Annotated in this window: 17 protein-coding genes; all 17 read right to left on the bottom strand. The window is 53.4% G+C overall.

Annotation, left to right across the window (positions count from 1 at the left end):
- Window positions 1–9 precede the first annotated feature (9 nt).
- The 17 genes from HG549_RS06920 to serC all read right to left on the bottom strand — a co-directional run bounded on the left by HG549_RS06920 (window position 10) and on the right by serC (window position 21095).
- Window positions 10–1245 (bottom strand): glycosyltransferase family 4 protein, encoded by a 1236-nt coding sequence (locus HG549_RS06920; RefSeq protein ID WP_256666078.1) that lies wholly within the window; start codon window positions 1243–1245, stop codon window positions 10–12.
- Window positions 1235–2362, bottom strand: a complete 1128-nt coding sequence (locus HG549_RS06915) for a glycosyltransferase family 1 protein (protein WP_170028816.1) — start codon at window positions 2360–2362, stop codon at window positions 1235–1237. The genes HG549_RS06920 and HG549_RS06915 overlap by 11 nt, the downstream gene beginning before the upstream one ends.
- Before the next feature lie 49 nt (window positions 2363–2411).
- Window positions 2412–3536, bottom strand: a complete 1125-nt coding sequence (locus HG549_RS06910; protein ID WP_170028815.1) for a hypothetical protein — start codon at window positions 3534–3536, stop codon at window positions 2412–2414.
- Between the two features lie 54 nt (window positions 3537–3590).
- Window positions 3591–4841: a glycosyltransferase gene (locus HG549_RS06905; RefSeq protein WP_170028814.1), complete on the bottom strand. Its 1251-nt coding sequence runs from the start codon at window positions 4839–4841 to the stop codon at window positions 3591–3593.
- Window positions 4842–6041, bottom strand: a complete 1200-nt coding sequence (locus HG549_RS06900) for a lipopolysaccharide biosynthesis protein (RefSeq protein WP_170028813.1) — start codon at window positions 6039–6041, stop codon at window positions 4842–4844.
- A gap of 51 nt (window positions 6042–6092) precedes the next feature.
- Complete coding sequence (locus HG549_RS06895) at window positions 6093–7127, bottom strand: NAD-dependent epimerase/dehydratase family protein (protein WP_170028812.1); 1035 nt, start codon at window positions 7125–7127, stop codon at window positions 6093–6095.
- A gap of 43 nt (window positions 7128–7170) precedes the next feature.
- Complete coding sequence (gene tviB / locus HG549_RS06890; protein ID WP_170028811.1) at window positions 7171–8466, bottom strand: Vi polysaccharide biosynthesis UDP-N-acetylglucosamine C-6 dehydrogenase TviB; 1296 nt, start codon at window positions 8464–8466, stop codon at window positions 7171–7173.
- 296 nt (window positions 8467–8762) lie between these two features.
- Window positions 8763–10127, bottom strand: a complete 1365-nt coding sequence (locus HG549_RS06885; protein WP_170028810.1) for a Wzz/FepE/Etk N-terminal domain-containing protein — start codon at window positions 10125–10127, stop codon at window positions 8763–8765.
- Between the two features lie 154 nt (window positions 10128–10281).
- Window positions 10282–11346, bottom strand: coding sequence for an LPS O-antigen chain length determinant protein WzzB (locus HG549_RS06880; protein ID WP_170028809.1), 1065 nt, complete (start codon window positions 11344–11346; stop codon window positions 10282–10284).
- A 204-nt stretch (window positions 11347–11550) separates the two neighbouring features.
- Window positions 11551–12978 carry an MBL fold metallo-hydrolase RNA specificity domain-containing protein gene (locus HG549_RS06875; RefSeq protein ID WP_170028808.1) on the bottom strand — a complete coding sequence of 476 codons (1428 nt, stop codon included), beginning with the start codon at window positions 12976–12978 and terminating at the stop codon, window positions 11551–11553.
- Between the two features lie 101 nt (window positions 12979–13079).
- A complete protein-coding gene (locus HG549_RS06870) occupies window positions 13080–13343 on the bottom strand; it encodes a lipopolysaccharide assembly protein LapA domain-containing protein (protein ID WP_170028807.1) in 264 nt (87 codons plus the stop codon).
- 19 nt (window positions 13344–13362) lie between these two features.
- A complete protein-coding gene (gene ihfB, locus HG549_RS06865) occupies window positions 13363–13662 on the bottom strand; it encodes an integration host factor subunit beta (RefSeq protein ID WP_013971456.1) in 300 nt (99 codons plus the stop codon).
- Window positions 13663–14002: 340 nt separating this feature from the next.
- Window positions 14003–15679 (bottom strand): 30S ribosomal protein S1, encoded by a 1677-nt coding sequence (gene rpsA, locus HG549_RS06860; RefSeq protein WP_003252673.1) that lies wholly within the window; start codon window positions 15677–15679, stop codon window positions 14003–14005.
- A gap of 124 nt (window positions 15680–15803) precedes the next feature.
- Entirely contained in the window at window positions 15804–16490 is a 687-nt protein-coding gene (gene cmk / locus HG549_RS06855) for a (d)CMP kinase (RefSeq protein WP_170028806.1), read from the bottom strand.
- Window positions 16487–18706, bottom strand: coding sequence for a bifunctional prephenate dehydrogenase/3-phosphoshikimate 1-carboxyvinyltransferase (locus HG549_RS06850; RefSeq protein WP_256666132.1), 2220 nt, complete (start codon window positions 18704–18706; stop codon window positions 16487–16489). The genes cmk and HG549_RS06850 overlap by 4 nt, the downstream gene beginning before the upstream one ends.
- A 209-nt stretch (window positions 18707–18915) precedes the next feature.
- Window positions 18916–20010: a prephenate dehydratase gene (gene pheA, locus HG549_RS06845; RefSeq protein ID WP_013971453.1), complete on the bottom strand. Its 1095-nt coding sequence runs from the start codon at window positions 20008–20010 to the stop codon at window positions 18916–18918.
- Window positions 20010–21095 (bottom strand): 3-phosphoserine/phosphohydroxythreonine transaminase, encoded by a 1086-nt coding sequence (gene serC, locus HG549_RS06840; protein WP_170028804.1) that lies wholly within the window; start codon window positions 21093–21095, stop codon window positions 20010–20012. The genes pheA and serC overlap by 1 nt, the downstream gene beginning before the upstream one ends.
- Between the last annotated feature and the right edge of the window lie 162 nt (window positions 21096–21257).

The raw sequence follows: 21257 nt of genomic DNA, 5'->3' as shown, positions 1-21257 counted from the left end.
TATTCTCCTTCACTTCGAGTCAACTAGTTTTTTTATTAACCAGTCAACTTGAGTACTCATATCAAAATTTTTCTCGAAGTACTGCCGCCCTCGTAGTCCCATGAGCTCTCTTTCATCCTCGCTTAATGAATACATTTTCATTATGGCTTCGACAAGAGGTTCAACCTGCTCCGCAGGGCATGAAAGCCCTGCCTCGGCCTCGTGCAAAATCCTCGCGCCTTCACCATCTAAGCTAGCAATAATTGGCTTTCCCGCAGCAAGATAAGCTTGTAATTTACTAGGGATTGTTAACGAGAAGATGTCGTCGCGATTTAAACTAACCAACAGAACATCCGCTCGCGCAAAAATCGACGGCATAGCGCTACCAGGATATCGACCAGGTAGGATCAGATTATTCAGTCGATGCAAGTCCTTCTGCTCCTGAAGCCAGTTCAACCGACTTCCAGACCCTACCAATACTAAACGAATGTTAGATATCTCTCTCAGGCGGACGGCTGCCGAAACCAAAGTGCCCAACGCTTGAGCCGTACCAAGATTGCCGGCGAATACCACACAAAAATTTTTGTCGAGTATCTTTCCAAAATCATCGGAAATAGGTGCGCCACCGACCACACCTGACACGTCGTAACTATTGGGATAGTATATTATTTTTTCGCGCCTAGCATATTGTGCAACTGCATCTACGAACGCGAGCGACTGGACAAACAAAGTGTCGCAAGAGGCGTAAATCAGCTTGACCATAAGCCCAACCGCTTTCAATGCAAAGCGATTTTGTATAAATCCAGTGGCTGAAAGACTATCCGGCCAAAGATCTTGAATCCATACCGAAAGGTGAGCGCGCTTTAAATATTTAAGAGGAATCGCAGGAATAACTTGTGTAATAGGGGAAGGAGAGAAAACAAAAATATTATCGAATTCACGACCTCTCAGTAGCCACGGAAATAACAACAGCCCGAAGAATACAAAGGAAAAATAGTTTAATATTAAACCTAGCGCCCCCCCTCGTCCGCGCGCACATAATGGCACCCGTATCACCTTTACTTTATCGAGGTAAGACTCAAATTTTACGCCTGACGAAGTGTAACCTGGATAAATTTCCCCATCTGGGTAATTAGGTTTCCCCGTAGCAACAACCACCTCATGGCCCTTTTCGCACAAATGACGAACTATGTCATTCATGATGAAAGACTCAGGCCAAAAATACTGACTGACAACTAATATTCGCAACTTTTTTTCAGCTTGCATCTTCAATCAACTTAAAAATATTAGACCATGTCTTTTCCGCTGTGATGGACCACTCATATTTGCTTCCCTGCTCCGCGCCAAGCAACGCCAGGCTTGAGGAGTAGCTATGGTCAGATAATACGGAAAACATTGTCTTGGTGATTTCCTCCGGAACAAAGGGAGAGAAATAGGCCACAGCCTCCCCTCCAAACTCTGGCATCGGCATAACGTTTGAGGATATTACGGGCCTGCCAGAACCCAGGGATTCTAGCAATATATTAGGGCAGTTTTCACATGACGATGCGAACACAATCAACTGAGCATGCCGATAAAATGCCGGAAGCTCAGCATATGGCACACCACCAAAAATAATGACCTGATCAGAAATATCTAGACGATGAATCAACTCTCGTACTTTCATTGCTTCTGGCGAATCTGCCTCGCCAATCAAGACTAGTGCAAAATCCTCACGAAGCGCTTTTGGCAGATCAGCATACCCTTGAACCACCTCATAATGATGTTTATAAACATCGAAGCGAGAGACGTATAAAATATAGCGCCTACCCATCAAAGCGTCAGGATAAGGCAAATCCATTCCTAGCCCCCTAAACCGTTGATCAATACCGTGAGGAATTGTAATACCTCTAGGAATGGTAGTCAGCTTCTCAATAACTGATCGTGCATAATCCGAAATAAAGATAGTCATGTCAGCTTGCGACATACTGCGTAACATTGTTTGATAAAGTAATTTGTTACGCAAGCGTTGTAGGCCGAAAGGAATTTTGCTCAAAACAGCTTCGTCGAACGGAATCATGTTCCTGAACATCGTGACGACCTTACATCCACGGGGAGGCGTCGTTGCAACTACCCCCCCCGGACAAAACAAGATATTTGCATTAACTTTTTTTAAGTAACCAGGCAAAACAGTTTTTTCCCACAGGGTTCGTACAAGTGGGTTATCCAATTTTATTTTCGGATAGAAGCGAGTTAGAGCCTTATGCTCGGGAAGCTTCAGGTCGCGCGGCGCCAAAACAATTATCCTAAAATCATCCGACTTAGGAATATAGTTCAATAAGTTAAGCAAGTATGTTTGCCCGCCGCCAAGACGTGCTGAAAGGGCATTGATTACGATGACCATCCACTAAAACCTCATCGGAGACTAGTACCTGTTAGAAACAACGAATCCATTACGTAAAAGCCCTCGCTTGGGCACCTTTTGAATTAACGCCATCAGCAATCGGCGGTGTACCATCTCTAAGACTAATCCTGGCGGCCAATAGTAGTAATGGGCATCCGATCATAAAATATCTAGGTTCAGTAATTGGCGTGAGCAGAAGAACAAGCAGATAGGAAAATATTGCAGCACGCAACACAACAAAATCCCTATAATAGGCTATTCTCCAAGTGCCAACCAGAAATCTTGCATAACCTGGTAACAGGTAAAGCAAATAAACAAAAGTAGCCCCCTGAATGAGCTTCATATAGTCTATGCCGTCATCAGTTTTTATATACAGGCATTCTTGCAAAAACGCTATCACGTAGTGAACAACACGCACCGGATTTAAAAGCAATGAACCCACAAAATACTCTTTGTTCAATGAGTAGACTAGAGAGCTGAACCCTCCAGCAGACCAATCGATATCGTACACCCCAAAAAAATTCGCAATAAAAGCTGAAGCCATTGCACTACACACATAAGCAATAGCAAACCTCAGCCTAAAGTCGGCTTTGAGCATAAACACAAGAAATACCGGAAACAACAAATACTGCATTCGTATCAAACTAATAGCCACCGTCAACAGTAGTAGGGTGAACCACCATCTTTTAAGTACAGCCAATGTTACTGACAGCACCAGCAATATCATGATACCATCTTTATTAATTAGCACGCTAAACAATATAAAAGGAGGAAAAAGCAAAAACCAGACTATAGTAGAGAATTTTGGTTTCAACACTATGCAGAGTTGGGCAAACACAAAACCGGACAACAAATAAACAACCCAATTAATCATAGCGGATATAATTACAATTTGATCATTCAAGTCCTCATCAAGCACGCCCATCAAAGCGACGTACGGAAGGGTGATCCCATAGTTACGCACTAATATTTCGCTCAGGCTGAAACTCGAAAAATCCGTTATGACCTGATAGAAAACCTGATTATCTGGAATGTTGTATGGCAATAAAACGCCACTGACACACTCATCCAATACGCAGTTACCAACCCACATAAAATAGAGGACAAACGTAAATGTTCCCAACAAGGCGGATATTAGGAATAGCGTCAGAACTGTAAAAGTACTTTTTTTCATACATAGCCGCCGATACAAAGTCACCGCCAAAAGTTGGGCCTAAATAATGAGCACCTAGCTACCTAATCTAATATAGCTCTCTCCCACGCTCGAGATATCGTGCTCTATTAGCACCCTACTTACCTCGTCCCAAGAGGCTATCTTAGCACCTTTATTTAGGATGAAGGATGCAACTCTATGAATGTCGTCATCAGAGACTACTGAGCCTATCTCGACAACCATATCGGTCTTGCCATATTTTGCCATTATATCTATCACCCCCGCGTCACCGTTGAAATTAACAATCGGCCTGCCCGTGGCAATGTATTCAACCAATTTGCTTGGTACCATCACACAATTTGAGTTATCAATATTGACTAGACAATCAGCCTTTTTTATTAACTCGATTGCGGTAGCTCTAGATACTGCTCCATGGTAATAAATCGGCGGTTTACAGGTTGAAAAGTCGCACCCATTCGAAGGGCCATAGATGTTTAGCGCGAAACAATTCGGATAGCACTTCACAAGCTGTTCGAAGAATGACAACATAGCACCTGGCTCGCGAATGCCTTTATGGAATCCACCAACATACACCAAGCTTATAATTCCAGCAGTATCGCTACTCTCTAGCAATGGAGGCCCTGCGTAAAAAGTCGAAATATCAACCAAATGCGGAAGAACTACGGCGTTGAATATACCAAACTTTTCCTTATAAGCAGAAAGAGTTTGGTTAGTTGTAAAAACACTACAATCAGCGTTGGTAACTACACTTCGCTCTGCCGCATAATTCAGCTTTCGGTACAACTTTAAGTTATTGGGCGGCATTGTGTCGGATACAGAAAATGGATCACCATAATCAGCAACCCAATTTGCGCATTGTCGCGGGAATAGCTTGCGATATATTAACGTTGCAAGGTGTGCCGTGAATGTTGGAGAGTAACTAACAACAAGATCGTATTTATTCCGACGCAGGCGGTACAGCCCTAGCAGGGCTGCTGGCAGCCAATACCATAAACCATCGGGCCAATAGAGAAAGCGATAGCTCGTCCTCATAGTCGAAATTAGGAATTTCTTACTCAAACTAATCAAATTACCCTGGGCTTTTGTATTTCCTTGGGCTCCTTGCCCTGCACTCCGTGCAATGTTTCCTATCCTAATGATATTCACGCCATCCCGGTTCTCGCGCGTGCTTGCACCTTTAACTACCGACGTGAGCACTGTAACGCTGTGACCTTGTTTAGCCCACAACTGAGCAAGCTGAGCCCATCGGTACGCGTGCGCACCTACCGTAGGTGGGTAATGATAGTTCACGATCAGAATGTTCATTCAAATAGCTCTTTGTTCGGCACTTACATCCAGTATCGACTTTCTTTTCGCTGCAACAAAAATAAAGGAAGCTATAACCACGTATCCTGACAACGCCGCATATGCGATCCCGTATTTTTGAAAGTATAGTTGTAAAAAAATACTAGAAATTACAATCACAAGAAGACCAGCAATCATAGCGATTAAAATTTGCCGGTATGCATGTCTCGCAAGCAAATAATTCACAGAGGCGACTGAAATAAGCGACATCCATGAACATCCCGATAACACTATAAAAATATGTGGCGCATCGGGATATTTTCCACCATCCACATATGGCATAGCTAACGATACGATCAGTGTCACTAAGAAAATAATGGCGGACATTATTGGGATTTTTTTATGCGACGACTTCAAAAATTTTGGACCTTGACCTGATGACACTGCTGTTGAAATTTTTGGAAGAATGACCACGTTGAGAACCTGGATGACGGAAGCAGTCACTGCTTGAAAACGCATTGCGGCGCCATAAGTAGCTACAAGCACATCATTTTCCGATTGACTCACCAACAATACAGCCATATATGGAAGTACTGCAGCCAACAGCGTATAGGAATAGACTTCAAAGTTCCCAGCAATCGCTGAGAAGAGGTCGCGCAATCTGTATTGGCGTATTGCGAGGTATTCAGGTGGCACCTTAGGCATACACAACAGCCCTGCGATGGAGGCAAATACCAGCAAAGTGAGCGCGACCGCAGCTGTTAATTGCCCTACTATATAAAATAGAGTCACCACACTCACAAGCCAGATAGTACTCTTCAGCAAATCAGCAACCACATAAAACCCAAAATATTGGCGCTGCTGATATGTAATGCGACGAAATTGTTGCAAAGAAAGAATTAGCATTGCACCGCAAACAATCGCGTTTTCCAATAAAGATACCATTCCATGCAGATATACCAAAACGGCTACCAAGCATAATGATAGCGATCCGAATAGCGCTTGTCTTGCAAACGGCGCAAAGTTCTCGTGATCGACAATATATAAGCGCTCAGTAGCTGCGCACGCCAGTTGAGTACCGAGCATTGTGAGGCTAAAAAGAAGAGTAAACTGAGCATACTCAGAAACACTCATCATACTTATTAACAACAGATTAACTGCCAACAGTATAGCCTTTGACAGATTTTCGCCAATAAATACCTTGATGAGATCGCGTTTCAAATTTTATCTCCGCCGGGAATAGCCCAGCCAAATCCCGGCATTTCTATCTGTTTATTTTTTCTGCGTGAAGTATTGAACATACCAGGGCATGGCTTTATCTATGCCTTTTTGGATATCATAGCCTGGTTCATAACCTAAAAGCCTCATTGCCTTTGTTATATCAGCTTGAGAATGCCGCACATCACCAGCTCTGAAATCACGGTAAATAGGCTGTCTGTTATAAATTACCCCGCAGTTTTCTAGGCTTTTCCTGATAAATCTAAAGAGTGCGTTAAGGTCTGTCCTGCCATTAACAGCCACATTATAAACTTGACCTTGTGCGCTTTCATTTAATGTTGTCGCAGCGAGCAAGTTCGCTTGGACCGCATTTTCGATAAAGCAAAAATCGCGACTTGTCTGGCCGTCACCATTTATGTATAAATCATCGTCATTTAACATAGCGGCAGCCCATTTAGGTATCACCGCAGCATAGGCACCGTCAGGATCTTGTCGCTTACCAAAAACATTGAAGTATCGAAGGCCAATACTTTTAAAGCCATAGGTTCGTGCAAAAACCTCAGAATAAAGTTCATTTACATATTTTGTAACTGCATAGGGCGAAAGTGGATTTCCGATTACGTCTTCGACTTTCGGCAGCCCCGGATGGTCACCATATGTGGAGCTACTTGCTGCATATGTAAAGCTCTTGACGTTGGCGTCCTTAGCTGCCACCAGCATATTTAGAAAGCCGGAAATATTTGTGCTGTTAGTCGTGATTGGGTCGTTTATCGAGCGTGGCACTGAGCCTAATGCCGCCTGATGCAAAACATAATCCACATTTACGCAAGCGCTGCGGCAATCTTCGAGAATTCGAATATCTCCTTCAATGAAGTAGAAAGAAGACCATTCCTCCACGGACACTAAACCTTTTACTTCTTCCAGGTTGCGCCAATGACCTGTAGAAAAATTGTCTAGGCCGATTACTCGTTGCCCCAGCTTTAGTAGAGTCTCTACCAAATTGGAACCAATGAAACCTGCAGCTCCAGTTACTAACCAAGTGCGCGGATTTTTCGGCAAGGCCTGGAGTAGCTCACTATACCTATTCACATCTACCCCCAAATTTTACGAGGATCAAATTTATAATATTTCATTACAAGCGGAGGTCACTGTCTTCCATGGGGAACAAATACTTCAAGTCGTAAACCAAATGTTCAGGCTTGCCCAGACTCCGAATGTAGTTAATACCCATATTCTTAAACTGCTCATGAGCCACAGCAATAATAATAGAGTCGTACGCATAGCTTTCTAAGGAGCTAACCGGAGTCAAACCGTATTCTTTTTGAGCCTCCTCTTCACCAACCCAAGGATCGTAAACGTCAACTTGGATATTATATTCTTGAAGCTCTTTAATAATATCCACAACTTTAGTATTGCGCAGATCTGGACAATTTTCTTTAAAGCTCAATCCCAAGACAAGAACTCGAGCTCCATCAACATGAATCCTACGTTTAACCATGGCTTTTACGAGCTGTGACACTACATAGGCCCCCATTGCATCATTAAGCCTGCGTCCAGCAAGAATGATTTCCGGGTGATAGCCTATGCTTTGAGCTTTATGCGTAAGGTAGTAAGGATCCACACCAATACAATGCCCTCCTACTAGGCCCGGGCGAAAGGGTAGAAAATTCCATTTAGTGCCTGCCGCCTGTAGAACAGACTCTGTATCAATGTCGAGCTTATTGAAAATAATTGCCAGTTCGTTTATGAGTGCAATATTCAAATCACGTTGCGTATTTTCAATAACTTTAGCTGCTTCGGCCACCTTAATGCTGGAGGCTTTATGAGTTCCCGCAACAATAATCTCCCTATACAACTCATCTACGACTTCGGCAATTTCGTCGTTCGATCCGGAAGTAACCTTTTTTATGTTAGTAACACGATGTTCTTTGTCGCCAGGATTAATTCGCTCTGGACTATAACCTGCAAAAAAATCGTGATTGAACTTCAGCCCGGAAATTCGCTCCAAAACCGGAACGCATACTTCTTCGGTAGCTCCAGGGTAAACGGTAGATTCATAGATCACTATGTCGCCTGGCTTCAGAATAAAGCCAATGGTTTCTGAAGCTTTTATTAGGGGAGTCAGATCAGGCTGTTTATATTCATCAATGGGAGTAGGTACCGTAACGATAAATATTGTGCAAGGACGAAGCTGTTCTATCTCGGCACTATAGCTCAACAGATGAGCCTGGGCGAGCTCTTCACGGCTAACTTCAAGCGTTGCATCAAAACCTTCAAGCAACTCGCCGATTCGAGATTGATTGATATCGAACCCGACAACCTTGCGTTTCTTACCGAATTCGACTGCAAGTGGCAGCCCTACATAGCCGAGACCCACAATACCAATCAGGGCCTGCTGACTTTCAACCTTCTCTACCACCGCATTCATGTCTACCATGCTTTCCCACTCGCATTGAAGTTACATACCCGTCTTGTCACTTGATCGCGGGCCAGTTAATCTTTTTCGATTTCTCTTCAGTCGGCTGATCACTCTTACTGGTAATACACGTCGCCTCACCTATCGAAACGCAAACTCTATCTATTCCCCGGCAGCTGCCTGCCACATAAGCCGATATAGCGAAGCCACAATCATAGAGTGTAAGGCATCCGGGATCCATCGGAGTTTTCCAGCTTTGTAGTACCATTTCTAGATGGCATTGAGACATCATCTTGATCCTCGCTGCCCTAAGCATGTCCCTCTGGCAGCAGTATGCCTTTTACAGTTGGTGTTTCGCCGGTCGAAATTCGCGCCGCTGCACCTTCGATTTGCAGAGTTCGAACCTGACGTTCGTGGTCTTTAAAGGCACCTCGCACCAGGGCTATGACCATACCGAGTAGCACGCCAGCAAACGACGCAATAAGAATGATAATAACTTTGCGAGGCTTTAAAGGTTTGATTGATGCAACAGCCCGCTGATCAATACTGACTAGCTGAAGACCTTGCAAGTTCGTATCTATCGTTTGCAAGCGGGCGCGCTCAACCCGAAGTACTTCAATCCCTTCCAAAAATGCTTGATCATTAGCACGCGATTTGATTGCTTGTATTTTCCGGTTGGTCGAGAGCAAAATTAGTTCTTTCCGAATCTGACCGATTCTCGGCTCAACAAAATCATCGGATGTACGTTTGCGCAAAGCATTGCGCTCAGCTTCAAGTACTTCAGTGCCCATGAAATACAGCGGTGCGGGCCTGCCATTTACTTCAGTACGAATTATATTTCCGTTCCCACCCACCTCGTCAGCCATTAGTGACGGGGTGGACGGCTTCTTTAGACCCAAGCTTCGGGCAATCCCAATCGCTTCATCAAGCTCCGCAAGGCGTGCCTCGCGGCGCATTTTGAGTTGCACGCGTAACGCCTTCAGCTCGTCATTTAACTGAGCACGCGCGATTGCATCGGATTCTTCTAATCGAGCGATATTGCTCTCGTTCCCCGTTCTATATTCTGTCAGTGCAAAATTCAGCTTATCATCGACCTCCGCTAGGCGATTTGCCAAAATAATCTTCATATCGCTGGAGAGTTGAGTGCGCTCTCGCTCAACTGCAAAGTCGACAAAGTCATTCAAAATCGCCGCCCCGTCGACTCCTCTTTCGTAGCGCATTTTCAAGCCGACGAAATCACTCAAACGTTCATTTTTTTTTGGATCGGCCTGCACTACGCTAAGCGCACTACGATTGAAATCATCAAAAGCCTGCTCTAAATTCTGTCCTTCATTCTGAAAGACTTTTACGAGATCAGGCCTTGAGCGAAAAAACTCCAAACGAGCGTTGTACGAGTCCAACGCTGCGCCTACTCTCTTCAACGCATCAACCGGCGGTAAGGAGTAAATTTTTGAACGATTCAGTGCATCCAGCTGATTTAAGGCAACTGGCCTTAAAACCACAGACGCCTCGTAGACAGGCGTCATCGTATAAGCGAACGTCGCGCCTAACGCTGCAAACACCGCTCCGATACCAAGGATTAGGGCACGTCTATGCCAGATGCGGCGAAAAATTTTGAAAAAGTCGATTTCGCCAGAAGCGGTTAGGGAGGGGACACGCGCAACGCTGCTCACAATACTTGCCTACCTACTAACGGTTGGGTTAACCAAGACAGGCAGGGCAGATCAGCGTGTCGTGCTCGCTCTTCCAGCTTTCCATGTCATCGGCGACGAAAGGCTATTGTTACACCTTCCGCAAGCGGCAACAACGCTTAGCGGTACTTTGCGGTCAGGGAAGTTCCCCTCCGTTTGTCGCTTTGCGCCTGCACCATATGTCCCGCCCCAAGGCCATCAACACACCAAGCCCTAACCCAACCAGCGCCGATAGAAACATGATGACGGCTTTTCGCGGCTTGATAGGTTTATCTGGCTGGGAAACCGCGCCATCCTGCTGGTACATTGCAACGAGGGAAGGATCAACCTTCAAGGTGCGCAAGAAACTGAGCTTTTCCTCCTTTTCACGCAAATTCCGGATGAACGGATCGTCCGATGAGCGCGCTTCCAGGTTGGCGATTTCTGCTTCCAGCGCTTTCGTACCGCGCATGTAGGTGAGAGCTCCGCTCATACCGGCAGACACTTCATTGGACAGCGTATCGGAAATGATCGGTGGCTTTTCCAGGCCAATCGACCGCGCTACACGTAACGCCTCCTTGAGCTGGGCAATCTGGTCCACGCGCTGATTGCTGGCGGTGGCGCGCGCGGCCTTGATTTGCTGATCAAGGTTATCAGCCATGATCGATATGTCACTGCGGGTACCGCTCAACAACTCGTTCTTTGCTCGCTCCGCAGCCAACTCGGCGTAATTCGATACCCAAGTCGCCGCAAGGCGCGGGTCTTCCAGGTTCGCGGTCAGCACATAACGATCAGGCATGTCTTTGCTAGTCACGGCCACTTTCAGCATACCGTTGAACTGAGCATACAGGGCATCACGAGAACCGCCCCGCTCTTCTTCGGTCAGCATGGGCAGAAAGGCGCTGCGGAAAAATTTGTCTCGTACTGCTTCAGACTGAAGGGATTTGAGGTAGATGCTGTACACATCCTTGGCACTCAGCGGCGCCAAGCCCGTTCCTTCACCACGACCGTAGTTCAACTGGGCAATCTCGCTCTGGGAAGGAGGCTGTATATACAGCTTCGCCTCATACACCGGCGAAACCAGCATCACATAAGCCAACCCTAAAGCAATCACCGGTACTGCAACCAGTCCTACCCAGATTTTTTGGCGCCAAACACCCTGTACAAGCTCAATTAGGTCAATCTCGTCGCTACCACTCAGGCGCTCGCGTTCATTGCGCATTTAGTCTTTTTTCCTTGGGTCCGTCTGATTGCATCATCTCGGGGCACGCTTCCAACCTGTGCGACACAGCCCCTCGATTCAAGCGTAGCGGCTATTTGCCACTTTGGCCGCCACACCTCCACCTTCACTTCAAGCATCAGTAGAAAGAGCCAGTTCACAAAAGTTCCTTAGATTCGGACAGGCATCACCCCTCCCGCCCAAAGGTCATCTCGCAATTGTGACGCACACCTCATCTCCCCCCTGCGCAAGCGCAGCCCGCAGCGCATCCGCCAACGCCCGCTTGGCCCTCCCCTCCCCATGCACCAACGCTACCCGCCGAGCATTACAACCCAGCGCAAACCGCACCAACCCCGCCTGATCCGCATGCGCCGAATAGCCAGCCAACGTCATCACCTTGGCCCGTATTTCATACATATCGCCATCCAGATCAATCTGCACAAACCCTTCCGCCCCTTCACTGGCCTGTATCACCGCCCCCGGCGTGCCCTTGGCCTGGTAGCCGACAAACATCACCTCATGCCGCGGATCCCCCAGCATCGCCTTGAGGTAGTTGACGATGCGCCCACCCGAACACATGCCATTGCCGGCAATGACAATCGCCGGCCGCCCGGTGCTCTTGAGGTAATTGACCACCTGGTGGTGGCGTGCATGGCTATCGATGCTGATCAACTGGCTGAAATCCAGCGGATCGCGCCCATCGGCAAGGCGTGCCCTGGCCTCGGCATTCCAGTAGTCGTGCAGCTCCCGGTACACCCCGGTGATGCGCTGGGCCAAGGGTGAGTCGAGAATGATCGGTAGTTGCGACCAGTCGACCGGCTCGCCAGCCGGTGACTGGCCGGATTTGCCGAGCAAGGCCTTGCGGTGAAGAATGCCTTCGATGTCGTACAGCAACTCCTGGGTGCGACCCAGGCTGAAGGCGGGAATCAACAGCGTGCCCTGGTCGGCCAAGGCGCGGTCGATGGCGGCTTCCAGGCGCTGCTCGCGGTCTGCCACCGGTGGGTGCAGGCGGTCGCCGTAGGTACTTTCCAAAACCAGCAGGTCGGCCCGCTCCGGCGGCCGCACAGGGCGCAGCAAGGGGTTGCCACAGGCGCCGAGGTCACCGGAGAACACATAGCGGGAGTTGACCTGTTCGTGCTGCATGTCGCATTCGACATACGCCGAACCCAATAGATGACCGGCGCGCTGCAGGCGGATGCGGCAGCTGAGACCGGGGCGCTCGACCAGCGGATGCCACTGCTCGAAAGGTAGCGGCACGATGAGCTTGCGGATGAATTCCAGGTACCTTGCGACCTGGGCGGGCTCGCTGCTGATGCTGAGCTTGTAGGCATCCTCCAGTACCAGCGGCAGCAGCCTGGCAGAGGGTTCGCTGCACAGGATGGGGCCGCGGTAGCCGGCGGCCAGCAGGGCCGGGATGCGCCCTACGTGATCAAGGTGAACATGGGTGATGACCAAGGCCTGGATGCCCTGCACGTCGAAATCGAGCGGCGCGGATGCAGCGCCTGGCGCGGCGTCGTCGCCCTGCGCCAAGCCACAGTCGATGAGCAGGCTGATCGACGGATCGAGATGCAGCTGATGGCAGGATCCGGTGACGCCCTGGGTGCCACCGTGATGGGAAACGACGGGATATTCCATGCTGCACACACTCGCCTGGGCCGAAAATGAAGTGCGCTATTACTCCATGACAGCCGGTACAGACAAAGGTGAGGATTCCTAAGAAGCCGTAGGAAATGTCGTTAATTGCTGCTTAGTGCCGCCTGCCGTGCGGAAGCCCGGATCTTGCGTTTGCTGCGCTGTACGCTGTATGCCCCCAGCAAAGGCCCGATTGCCAGGCCAATCACCAGCGCGGCAAGTACCAGCACCGCAACTGGCATGGCTGGAGCTGCCCAGCCGAACAGGACCAACGAGACGGTTTGCTGGTTTTCCAGGACGAAGAACAGCACCACAGCCGCCAACAGCAGCACGAACACCGCCGCCAGGGCGCGCTTGAGGTTACGCATCAGATTGCTCCTTGTGGAATCAGGTGTGAGCCTCGTGCTCTTCTTCATTGACCCGGTCGCGCAATTCTTTGCCGGGCTTGAAGTGCGGCACGAACTTGCCTTCGAGGCTGACCGATTGGCCGGTCTTCGGGTTACGACCAACACGTGGTGCGCGATAGTGCAGCGAGAAGCTGCCAAAACCGCGGATCTCGATGCGATCGCCGGTGGCAAGGCATTGTGACATCTGTTCAAGCATGGTCTTGATGGCCAACTCCACGTCCTTGGACGAGAGCAGCCCCTGATGGGTGACAATACGTTCGATCAGCTCCGACTTCGTCATATTTTTCCCTTCGTTATCAAGCAGCTAGATCATTGCTTAACCAGTTTGTAGCACGCTGGGAAGGATTTGAACAGGGTGGTTCTTGACTTAATAAAAAAATTCAAGATTGAAGTTCTGTCGGAATGGTCTAGCTGGCGGGGCTTGGCGGGGTGGGGTTTTGGCCGGTTAGCGCGCGGCGCACGGGAGGTGGCACCTGGGAGATCGCCTGCTGCGCGGGCGGCGTTCGGCCTCACAGGCATACCCCCTTACGAGGAACACCCCCTACCCCTCCAAACCACCCAATAGAAGCGCAAAAAAAAGGGTGGCCCGAAGGCCACCCTTTTTACCGATCAAACAGAACTCAGTTCTGCTTGGCCATTGCTTCGCGCAGCAGCGCAGCCATGGTGGTGTCGGCAGCCGCTTCCGGAGCGTTTTTCAGGCTCTGGATGGCTTCGCGCTCTTCAGCATCGTCCTTCGACTTGATGGACAGGCTGATAACGCGGGACTTGCGGTCAACGCTGATGATCTTGGCTTCGATCTCTTCGCCTTCCTTCAGGACGTTACGCGCGTCTTCAACGCGGTCACGGCTGATTTCGGAAGCTTTCAGAGTAGCTTCGATGTCGTCGGCCAGAGTGACGATGGCGCCCTTGGCGTCAACTTCCTTCACGATGCCCTTGACGATGGCGCCCTTGTCGTTGACAGCAACGAAGTTGGAGAACGGATCGTCTTCCAGCTGCTTGATGCCCAGGGAGATGCGCTCGCGCTCTGGGTCAACCGACAGGATGACGGTTTCCAGCTCGTCGCCCTTCTTGAAACGACGTACGGCTTCTTCGCCGGTTTCGTTCCAGGAGATGTCGGACAGGTGAACCAGGCCGTCGATGCCGCCGTCCAGGCCAATGAAGATACCGAAGTCGGTGATCGACTTGATGGTACCGGTGATCTTGTCACCCTTGTTGAACTGGCCGGAGAAGTCTTCCCATGGGTTGGACTTGCACTGCTTGATGCCCAGGGAGATACGACGACGCTCTTCGTCGATGTCCAGAACCATGACTTCCACTTCGTCGCCAACCTGAACGACTTTCGACGGGTGGATGTTCTTGTTGGTCCAGTCCATTTCGGAAACGTGTACCAGACCTTCAACGCCTTCTTCCAGCTCAGCGAAGCAGCCGTAGTCGGTCAGGTTGGTAACGCGAGCCTGTACGCGAGTACCTTCTGGGTAACGGGCAGTGATAGCTACCCACGGATCTTCGCCCATCTGCTTCAGACCCAGCGAAACGCGGTTGCGCTCACGGTCGAACTTCAGAACGCGTACGTCGACTTCGTCGCCAACGTTAACGATTTCCGACGGGTGCTTGATGCGCTTCCAGGCCATGTCGGTGATGTGCAGCAGGCCGTCGATACCGCCCAGGTCCACGAATGCGCCGTAGTCGGTGAGGTTCTTGACGATACCCTTGACTTGCTGGCCTTCCTGCAGGGTTTCCAGCAGGGCTTCGCGCTCGGCGCTGTTCTCGGCTTCCAGCACGCTGCGACGGGAAACGACAACGTTGTTGCGCTTCTGGTCCAGCTTGATGACCTTGAATTCCAGCTCTTTGCCTTCCAGGTGGGTGGTGTCGCGCACAGGGCGGACATCAACCAGGGAGCCCGGCAGGAACGCACGGATGCCGTTAACGTCGACAGTGAAGCCGCCCTTAACCTTACCGTTGATAACGCCCTTGACCACTTCTTCGGCGGCGAAAGCTGCTTCCAGAACAATCCAGCACTCGGCGCGCTTGGCTTTTTCACGGGACAGCTTGGTTTCGCCAAAGCCGTCTTCGACCGCGTCCAGCGCAACGTGAACTTCGTCACCGACCTTGATGGTCAGCTCGCCAGCTTCGTTGTAGAACTGCTCGAGCGGGATGACGCCCTCGGACTTCAGGCCAGCGTGTACGGTAACCCAGTCGCCGTCGATGTCGACAACGATACCGGTGATGATGGCACCCGGCTGAAGATTGAGGGTTTTCAGGCTTTCTTCAAAGAGTTCTGCAAAGCTTTCGCTCATTTTAATTCCTGTAGATTCGGGCGAAACATACGCCCCTCGCCACATTCCAGACAATGTGGGTCTGTTTTAAGTAAAGGAAAGCGGGCAGGACGTTGACTGGTGCCCCTGCCTGCTTTCCTGGCTATCAGAGCAGGTCGCGCAGGGCGAGCTCACTCTTGATACGTTGCAACACCTGCTCGATGGACAACTCGGTAGAGTCCAACTGAATGGCATCGGCCGCTGGTTTCAGCGGGGCCACTGCACGTTGGGTGTCACGTTCATCACGCGCACGAATCTCATCCAGCAGACTCGACAGACTAACATCTTCACCCTTGCCCTTCAACTGCAGATAGCGGCGGCGCGCGCGCTCCTCCGCACTGGCGGTGAGGAACACCTTCAACGGCGCGTCCGGGAACACCACGGTGCCCATGTCCCGACCGTCAGCGATCAGCCCGGGCAGTTCGCGGAACGCACGCTGGCGCTCCAGCAGCGCTTCACGCACCGCAGGCAGCGAGGCAACCATCGAGGCACCGGCACCGACGGTTTCGGTACGGATGACCTGGCTGACATCCTCGCCTTCGAGGATGGTTTGCTGAAGCTTACCGGGCTGGGCGGCAATGAACTGCACATCCAGATGGGCGGCAAGCTTGGTCAGCAGCTCTTCGTTGGTCAGGTCGACGCCATGGTTGGTGGCATTGAACGCCAGCAAGCGGTACAGCGCGCCGGAGTCCAGCAGCTTCCAGCCCAGTTCGCGGGCCAGCAGGCCGGCAACGGTGCCCTTGCCCGAGCCGCTGGGCCCGTCGATGGTGATGACCGGCGCCAGGGTACTCACGACTTGCCCTCTTCCGCCACGCGGATGCCGACCTCGGCGCACAGCGCCAGGAAGTTGGGGAAGGAAGTGGCGACGTTGGCGCAGTCGTGGATGCGGATCGGCGCGCTGGCGCGCAGCGAAGCCACGCTGAAGGCCATGGCGATGCGGTGGTCACCATGCCCATGCACCTCACCACCGCCCAGCTGGCCGCCGTCGATGATGATGCCGTCCGGGGTCGGCTCGCACTTGATGCCCAGGGTGATCAGGCCATCGGCCATCACCTGGATACGGTCGGACTCCTTCACCCGCAGCTCTTCGGCCCCACGCAGCACGGTGCGCCCTTCGGCGCAGGCAGCGGCGACGAACAGCACCGGGAACTCGTCGATGGCCAGCGGCACCAGCTCCTGCGGGATGTCGATGCCCTTCAGGCGGGCGCCACGCACGCGCAGGTCGGCCACTGGCTCGCCGCCCACTTCACGCTGGTTTTCCAGGGTGATGTCGCCGCCCATCAGGCGCAGGATATCGATCACGCCGGTACGGGTCGGGTTGATACCGACGTGCTCCAGCACCAGCTCGGAGCCTTCGGCGATGGACGCGGCCACCAGGAAGAAGGCTGCCGAGGAAATATCGGCCGGCACTTCGATACGGGTAGCGGTGAGCTTGCCGCCGGACTGCAGCGAGGCCACCGGGCCGTTGCTTTCGACGCTGTAACCGAAGCCGCGCAGCATGCGCTCGGTGTGGTCACGGGTCGGCGCGGGCTCGGTGACGGTGGTCTTGCCTTCCGCATACAGGCCGGCCAGCAGCAGGCAGGATTTGACCTGGGCACTGGCCATCGGCAGCGTGTAGGTCAGCGCCTTGAGCTTGTGGCCACCGCGGATGGTCAGTGGCGGACGGCCGTCCGGGCCGGTCTCGACCACTGCGCCCATTTCGCGCAGCGGGTTGGCCACACGGTTCATCGGGCGCTTGGACAGCGAGGCGTCGCCGGTCATGGTCACGTCGAACGGCTGGCCGGCCAGCAGGCCCGACAGCAGGCGCATCGAGGTACCCGAGTTGCCCACGTACAGCGGCCCGGGTGGCGGCTTGAGGCCGTGCAGGCCAACGCCGTGAATGGTCACGCGACCGTGGTTGGGGCCTTCGATGACCACACCCATGTCGCGGAATGCCTGCAGGGTCGCCAGCGCGTCCTCACCTTCGAGGAAGCCTTCGACCTCGGTGGTGCCTTCGGCCAGCGAGCCGAGCATGATCGAGCGGTGGGAAATCGACTTGTCGCCCGGTACGCGAATTCGCCCGGACAGGCGGCCACCCGGTTGGGCCAGGAAAATCAGATCGTTGGCGTTCATAGCGTCCACATAGGCCCGGCGGGCCAGGATTTTACTGAAATGCTCGCGGGCTACCCGAGCGCGGGTGAATACACCCAGCAGCTGGTGCCCGTCCCCTTCAGCGATCGCGTCGCGCAAGGCGTCGAGGTCGCTGCGATATGTATCAAGCGTGCGCAGGACAGCATCGCGGTTGGCGAGGAAGATGTCGTGCCACATGGTCGGGTCGCTGCCGGCGATTCTCGTGAAATCGCGGAAGCCTCCCGCAGCGTACCGGAAGATCTCGAGGTTTTCATTGCGTCTGGCCAGCGAATCGACCAGGCCGAAGGCCAGCAGGTGCGGCAGGTGACTGGTGGCGGCCAGCACTTCGTCGTGGCGCTCGACCGGCATGTGCTCCACATCGGCTTCCAGCGCGCGCCACAGGCGGTCGACCAGGGCCAGGGCGGCCGGGTCGGTTTCGGCCAGCGGCGTGAGGATGACCTTGTGGCGGCGGAACAGGCTGGCGTTGGACGCTTCTACCCCGCTTTGCTCGGAACCGGCGATCGGGTGGCCGGGGACGAAGCGCGACAGGCGTGCACCGCCGTCGTTCACAAACACGGCGCGCGCCTCACGCACCACATTGCCCTTGGCGCTGCCGACATCGGTGATGACGGCGTTGCCGAGGTCGAGCGTGGCCAGGCGGGCGAGCAGTTTTTCCATGGCCAGGATCGGCACCGCCAGCTGGATGACATCGGCACCCACGCAGGCCGCAGCGAGGTCTTCTTCGCAGCGGTCGACCACGCCCATGGCCACGGCCAGCTTGCGCGAGGGGGCGTCCAGGTCGACACCGACCACTTCGCGGCACAGGCCGCTTTCACGCAGGCCCTTGGCGAACGAGCCACCGATCAGGCCGAGGCCGACCACGACCAGGCGGTCGATGATTGGCGCGGGTTTGGTTTTTGCTGCATTTACCACTGGTGCGAACCCTGTTCAGAAATCTAGGCAGTCTTGAGGCCCATGGGGCTGCGTTGCAGCCCATCGCGACGCAAGGCCGCTCCTACAGGGGCCCGTAGCGTTTCGAGGCCTGCACAACACCTGTAGGAGCGGCCTTGTGTCGCGATGGGGCGCGAAGCGGCCCCAACCCTCTCAAATCAAAGCACCGCCTTCGGATACGACCCCAGCACCTTCAGCGCCACAGCCTCCTGGCTGATCTGCTCGAGCACCGCCTTGATCAGCGGGTCACGGTGGTGGCCGACGAAGTCGATGAAGAACACGTAGGTCCACTTGCCGCTACGCGACGGACGGGTCTCGATACGGGTCAGGTCGATACCGTTCTGGTGGAACGGTACCAGCAACTCGTGCAAGGCACCTGGCTTGTTGCTCATCGACACGATGATCGAGGTCTTGTCGTCGCCGGTCGGCGGCACTTCCTGGTTACCGATCATCAGGAAGCGCGTGGAGTTGTCCGGGCGGTCTTCGATCTTTTCGGCCAGACGGGTCAGGCCGTACAGGTTGGCCGCCATGTCGCCGGCGATCGCCGCCGAGTTCCACTCGCCCTTGACCCGCTTGGCCGCCTCGGCATTGCTCGACACCGCCACGCGCTCCACGTTCGGGTAGTGCGCGTCGAGCCACTTGCGGCACTGCGCCAGCGATTGGGCGTGGGAGTAGATGCGGGTGATGCTGTCGGTCTTGGTGTTCTCGCCCACCAACAGGTGGTGGTGGATACGCAGCTCGACTTCGCCGCAGATCACCATGTCGTGCTCGAGGAAGCTGTCCAGGGTATGGCTGACTGCGCCCTCGGTGGAGTTTTCCACCGGCACCACGCCAAAGTTGACGGCACCGGCCGCCACTTCGCGGAACACTTCGTCGATGGCCGCCATCGGCCGGCTGATCACCGCGTGGCCGAAGTGCTTCATGGCTGCGGCCTGGGTGAAGGTGCCTTCAGGGCCCAGGTAGGCGATTTTCAGCGGCTCTTCCAGGGCCAGGCACGACGACATGATTTCGCGGAACAAGCGCGCCATCTCTTCGTTGTCCAGCGGCCCCTTGTTGCGCTCCATCACGCGCTTGAGCACGGCGGCTTCACGCTCGGGGCGATAGAACACCGGCTTTTCGCCTTCCGCCAGCGAGGCGGTCTTGACCTTGGCCACTTCCTGGGCGCAACGGGCACGTTCGCTGATCAGCTCGAGGATCTTCTCGTCGAGGCTGTCGATGCGCACGCGCAGCGCCTTCAGTTCGTGCTCGGACATCAGCCGTGCTCCTTCTCGAATTCGGCCATGTAGGCCACCAGGGCTTCCACCGCCTCGAGGCCCAGGGCGTTGTAGATGGAGGCGCGCATGCCGCCAACCGAACGGTGGCCCTTGAGGTTGAGCAGGCCACGGGCATCGGCGCCGGCGAGGAAGGCCTTGTCCAGGCGCTCGTCAGCCAGGCGGAACGGCACGTTCATCCACGACCGGGCGTTGTGGCTGATCGGGTTGGTGTAGAACTCGCTGCTGTCGATGAAGCCGTACAGGCGGTCTTTCTTGGCGCGGTTGCGCTGCTCCATGGCCTCGACGCCACCCTGCTCCTTCAGCCACTCGAAGACCAGGCCGGAGAGGTACCAGGAGTAGGTAGCCGGGGTGTTGTACATCGAGCCGTTGTCGGCCGCGACCTTGTAGTCGAGCATGGTCGGGCAGCTGCTGCGGGCGCGACCCAGCAGGTCTTCGCGCACGATCACCACGACCAGGCCGCTTGGGCCGATGTTTTTCTGCGCGCCAGCGTAGATCAGGCCGTACTGCGAGACATCGATCGGGCGCGAGAGGATGTCGGAGGACATGTCGACCACCAGCGGTACGTCACCGGTCTCGGGCACCCAGTCGAACTGCAGGCCACCGATGGTCTCGTTGGACGCATAGTGCACGTAGGCCGCGTTCTTGGTCAGGTTCCACTCGTTCTGGCCCGGGATGGCCAGGTAGTCGTAGGGCTTGGCGCTGGCGGCGACGTTGACATTGCCGAAGCGGCGCGCTTCCTCGATGGCCTTTTTCGACCAGATGCCGGTCTCGATGTAGTCGGCGGTGCCGTTTTCCGGCAGCAGGTTCAGCGGGATTTCGGCGAACTGCTGGCTGGCGCCGCCCTGCAGGAACAGCACCTTGTAGTTGGAGGGGACGGACAGCAGGTCACGCAGGTCCTGCTCGGCCTTTTCGGCGATGGCCACGTAGTCGTCGCTGCGATGGCTCATTTCCATCACCGACAAGCCCTTGCCATGCCAATCCAGCATCTCGGCCTGCGCACGCTGCAGAACAGCGTCAGGAAGCGCAGCAGGGCCTGCGCAGAAGTTAAAGGCTCGTTTGCTCACATCCACTCTCGCTCTAATAGATCTAAACAGCTAGTTCTGCGGGAACCCTGTGGGAGCGGGCTTGCCCGCGAACACCGGCAAAGCCGGTGCCATGCATCGCGGCGCCTGATTCGCGGGCTTGCCCGCTCCCACAGGACCAGGCATTGCCCGGCCTGATCAGGC

The organism is Pseudomonas sp. SK (assembly GCF_012975065.1).
GTDB classification, from domain to species: domain Bacteria; phylum Pseudomonadota; class Gammaproteobacteria; order Pseudomonadales; family Pseudomonadaceae; genus Aquipseudomonas; species Aquipseudomonas anuradhapurensis.
This window is presented reverse-complemented; position numbering and strand designations above follow the sequence as displayed.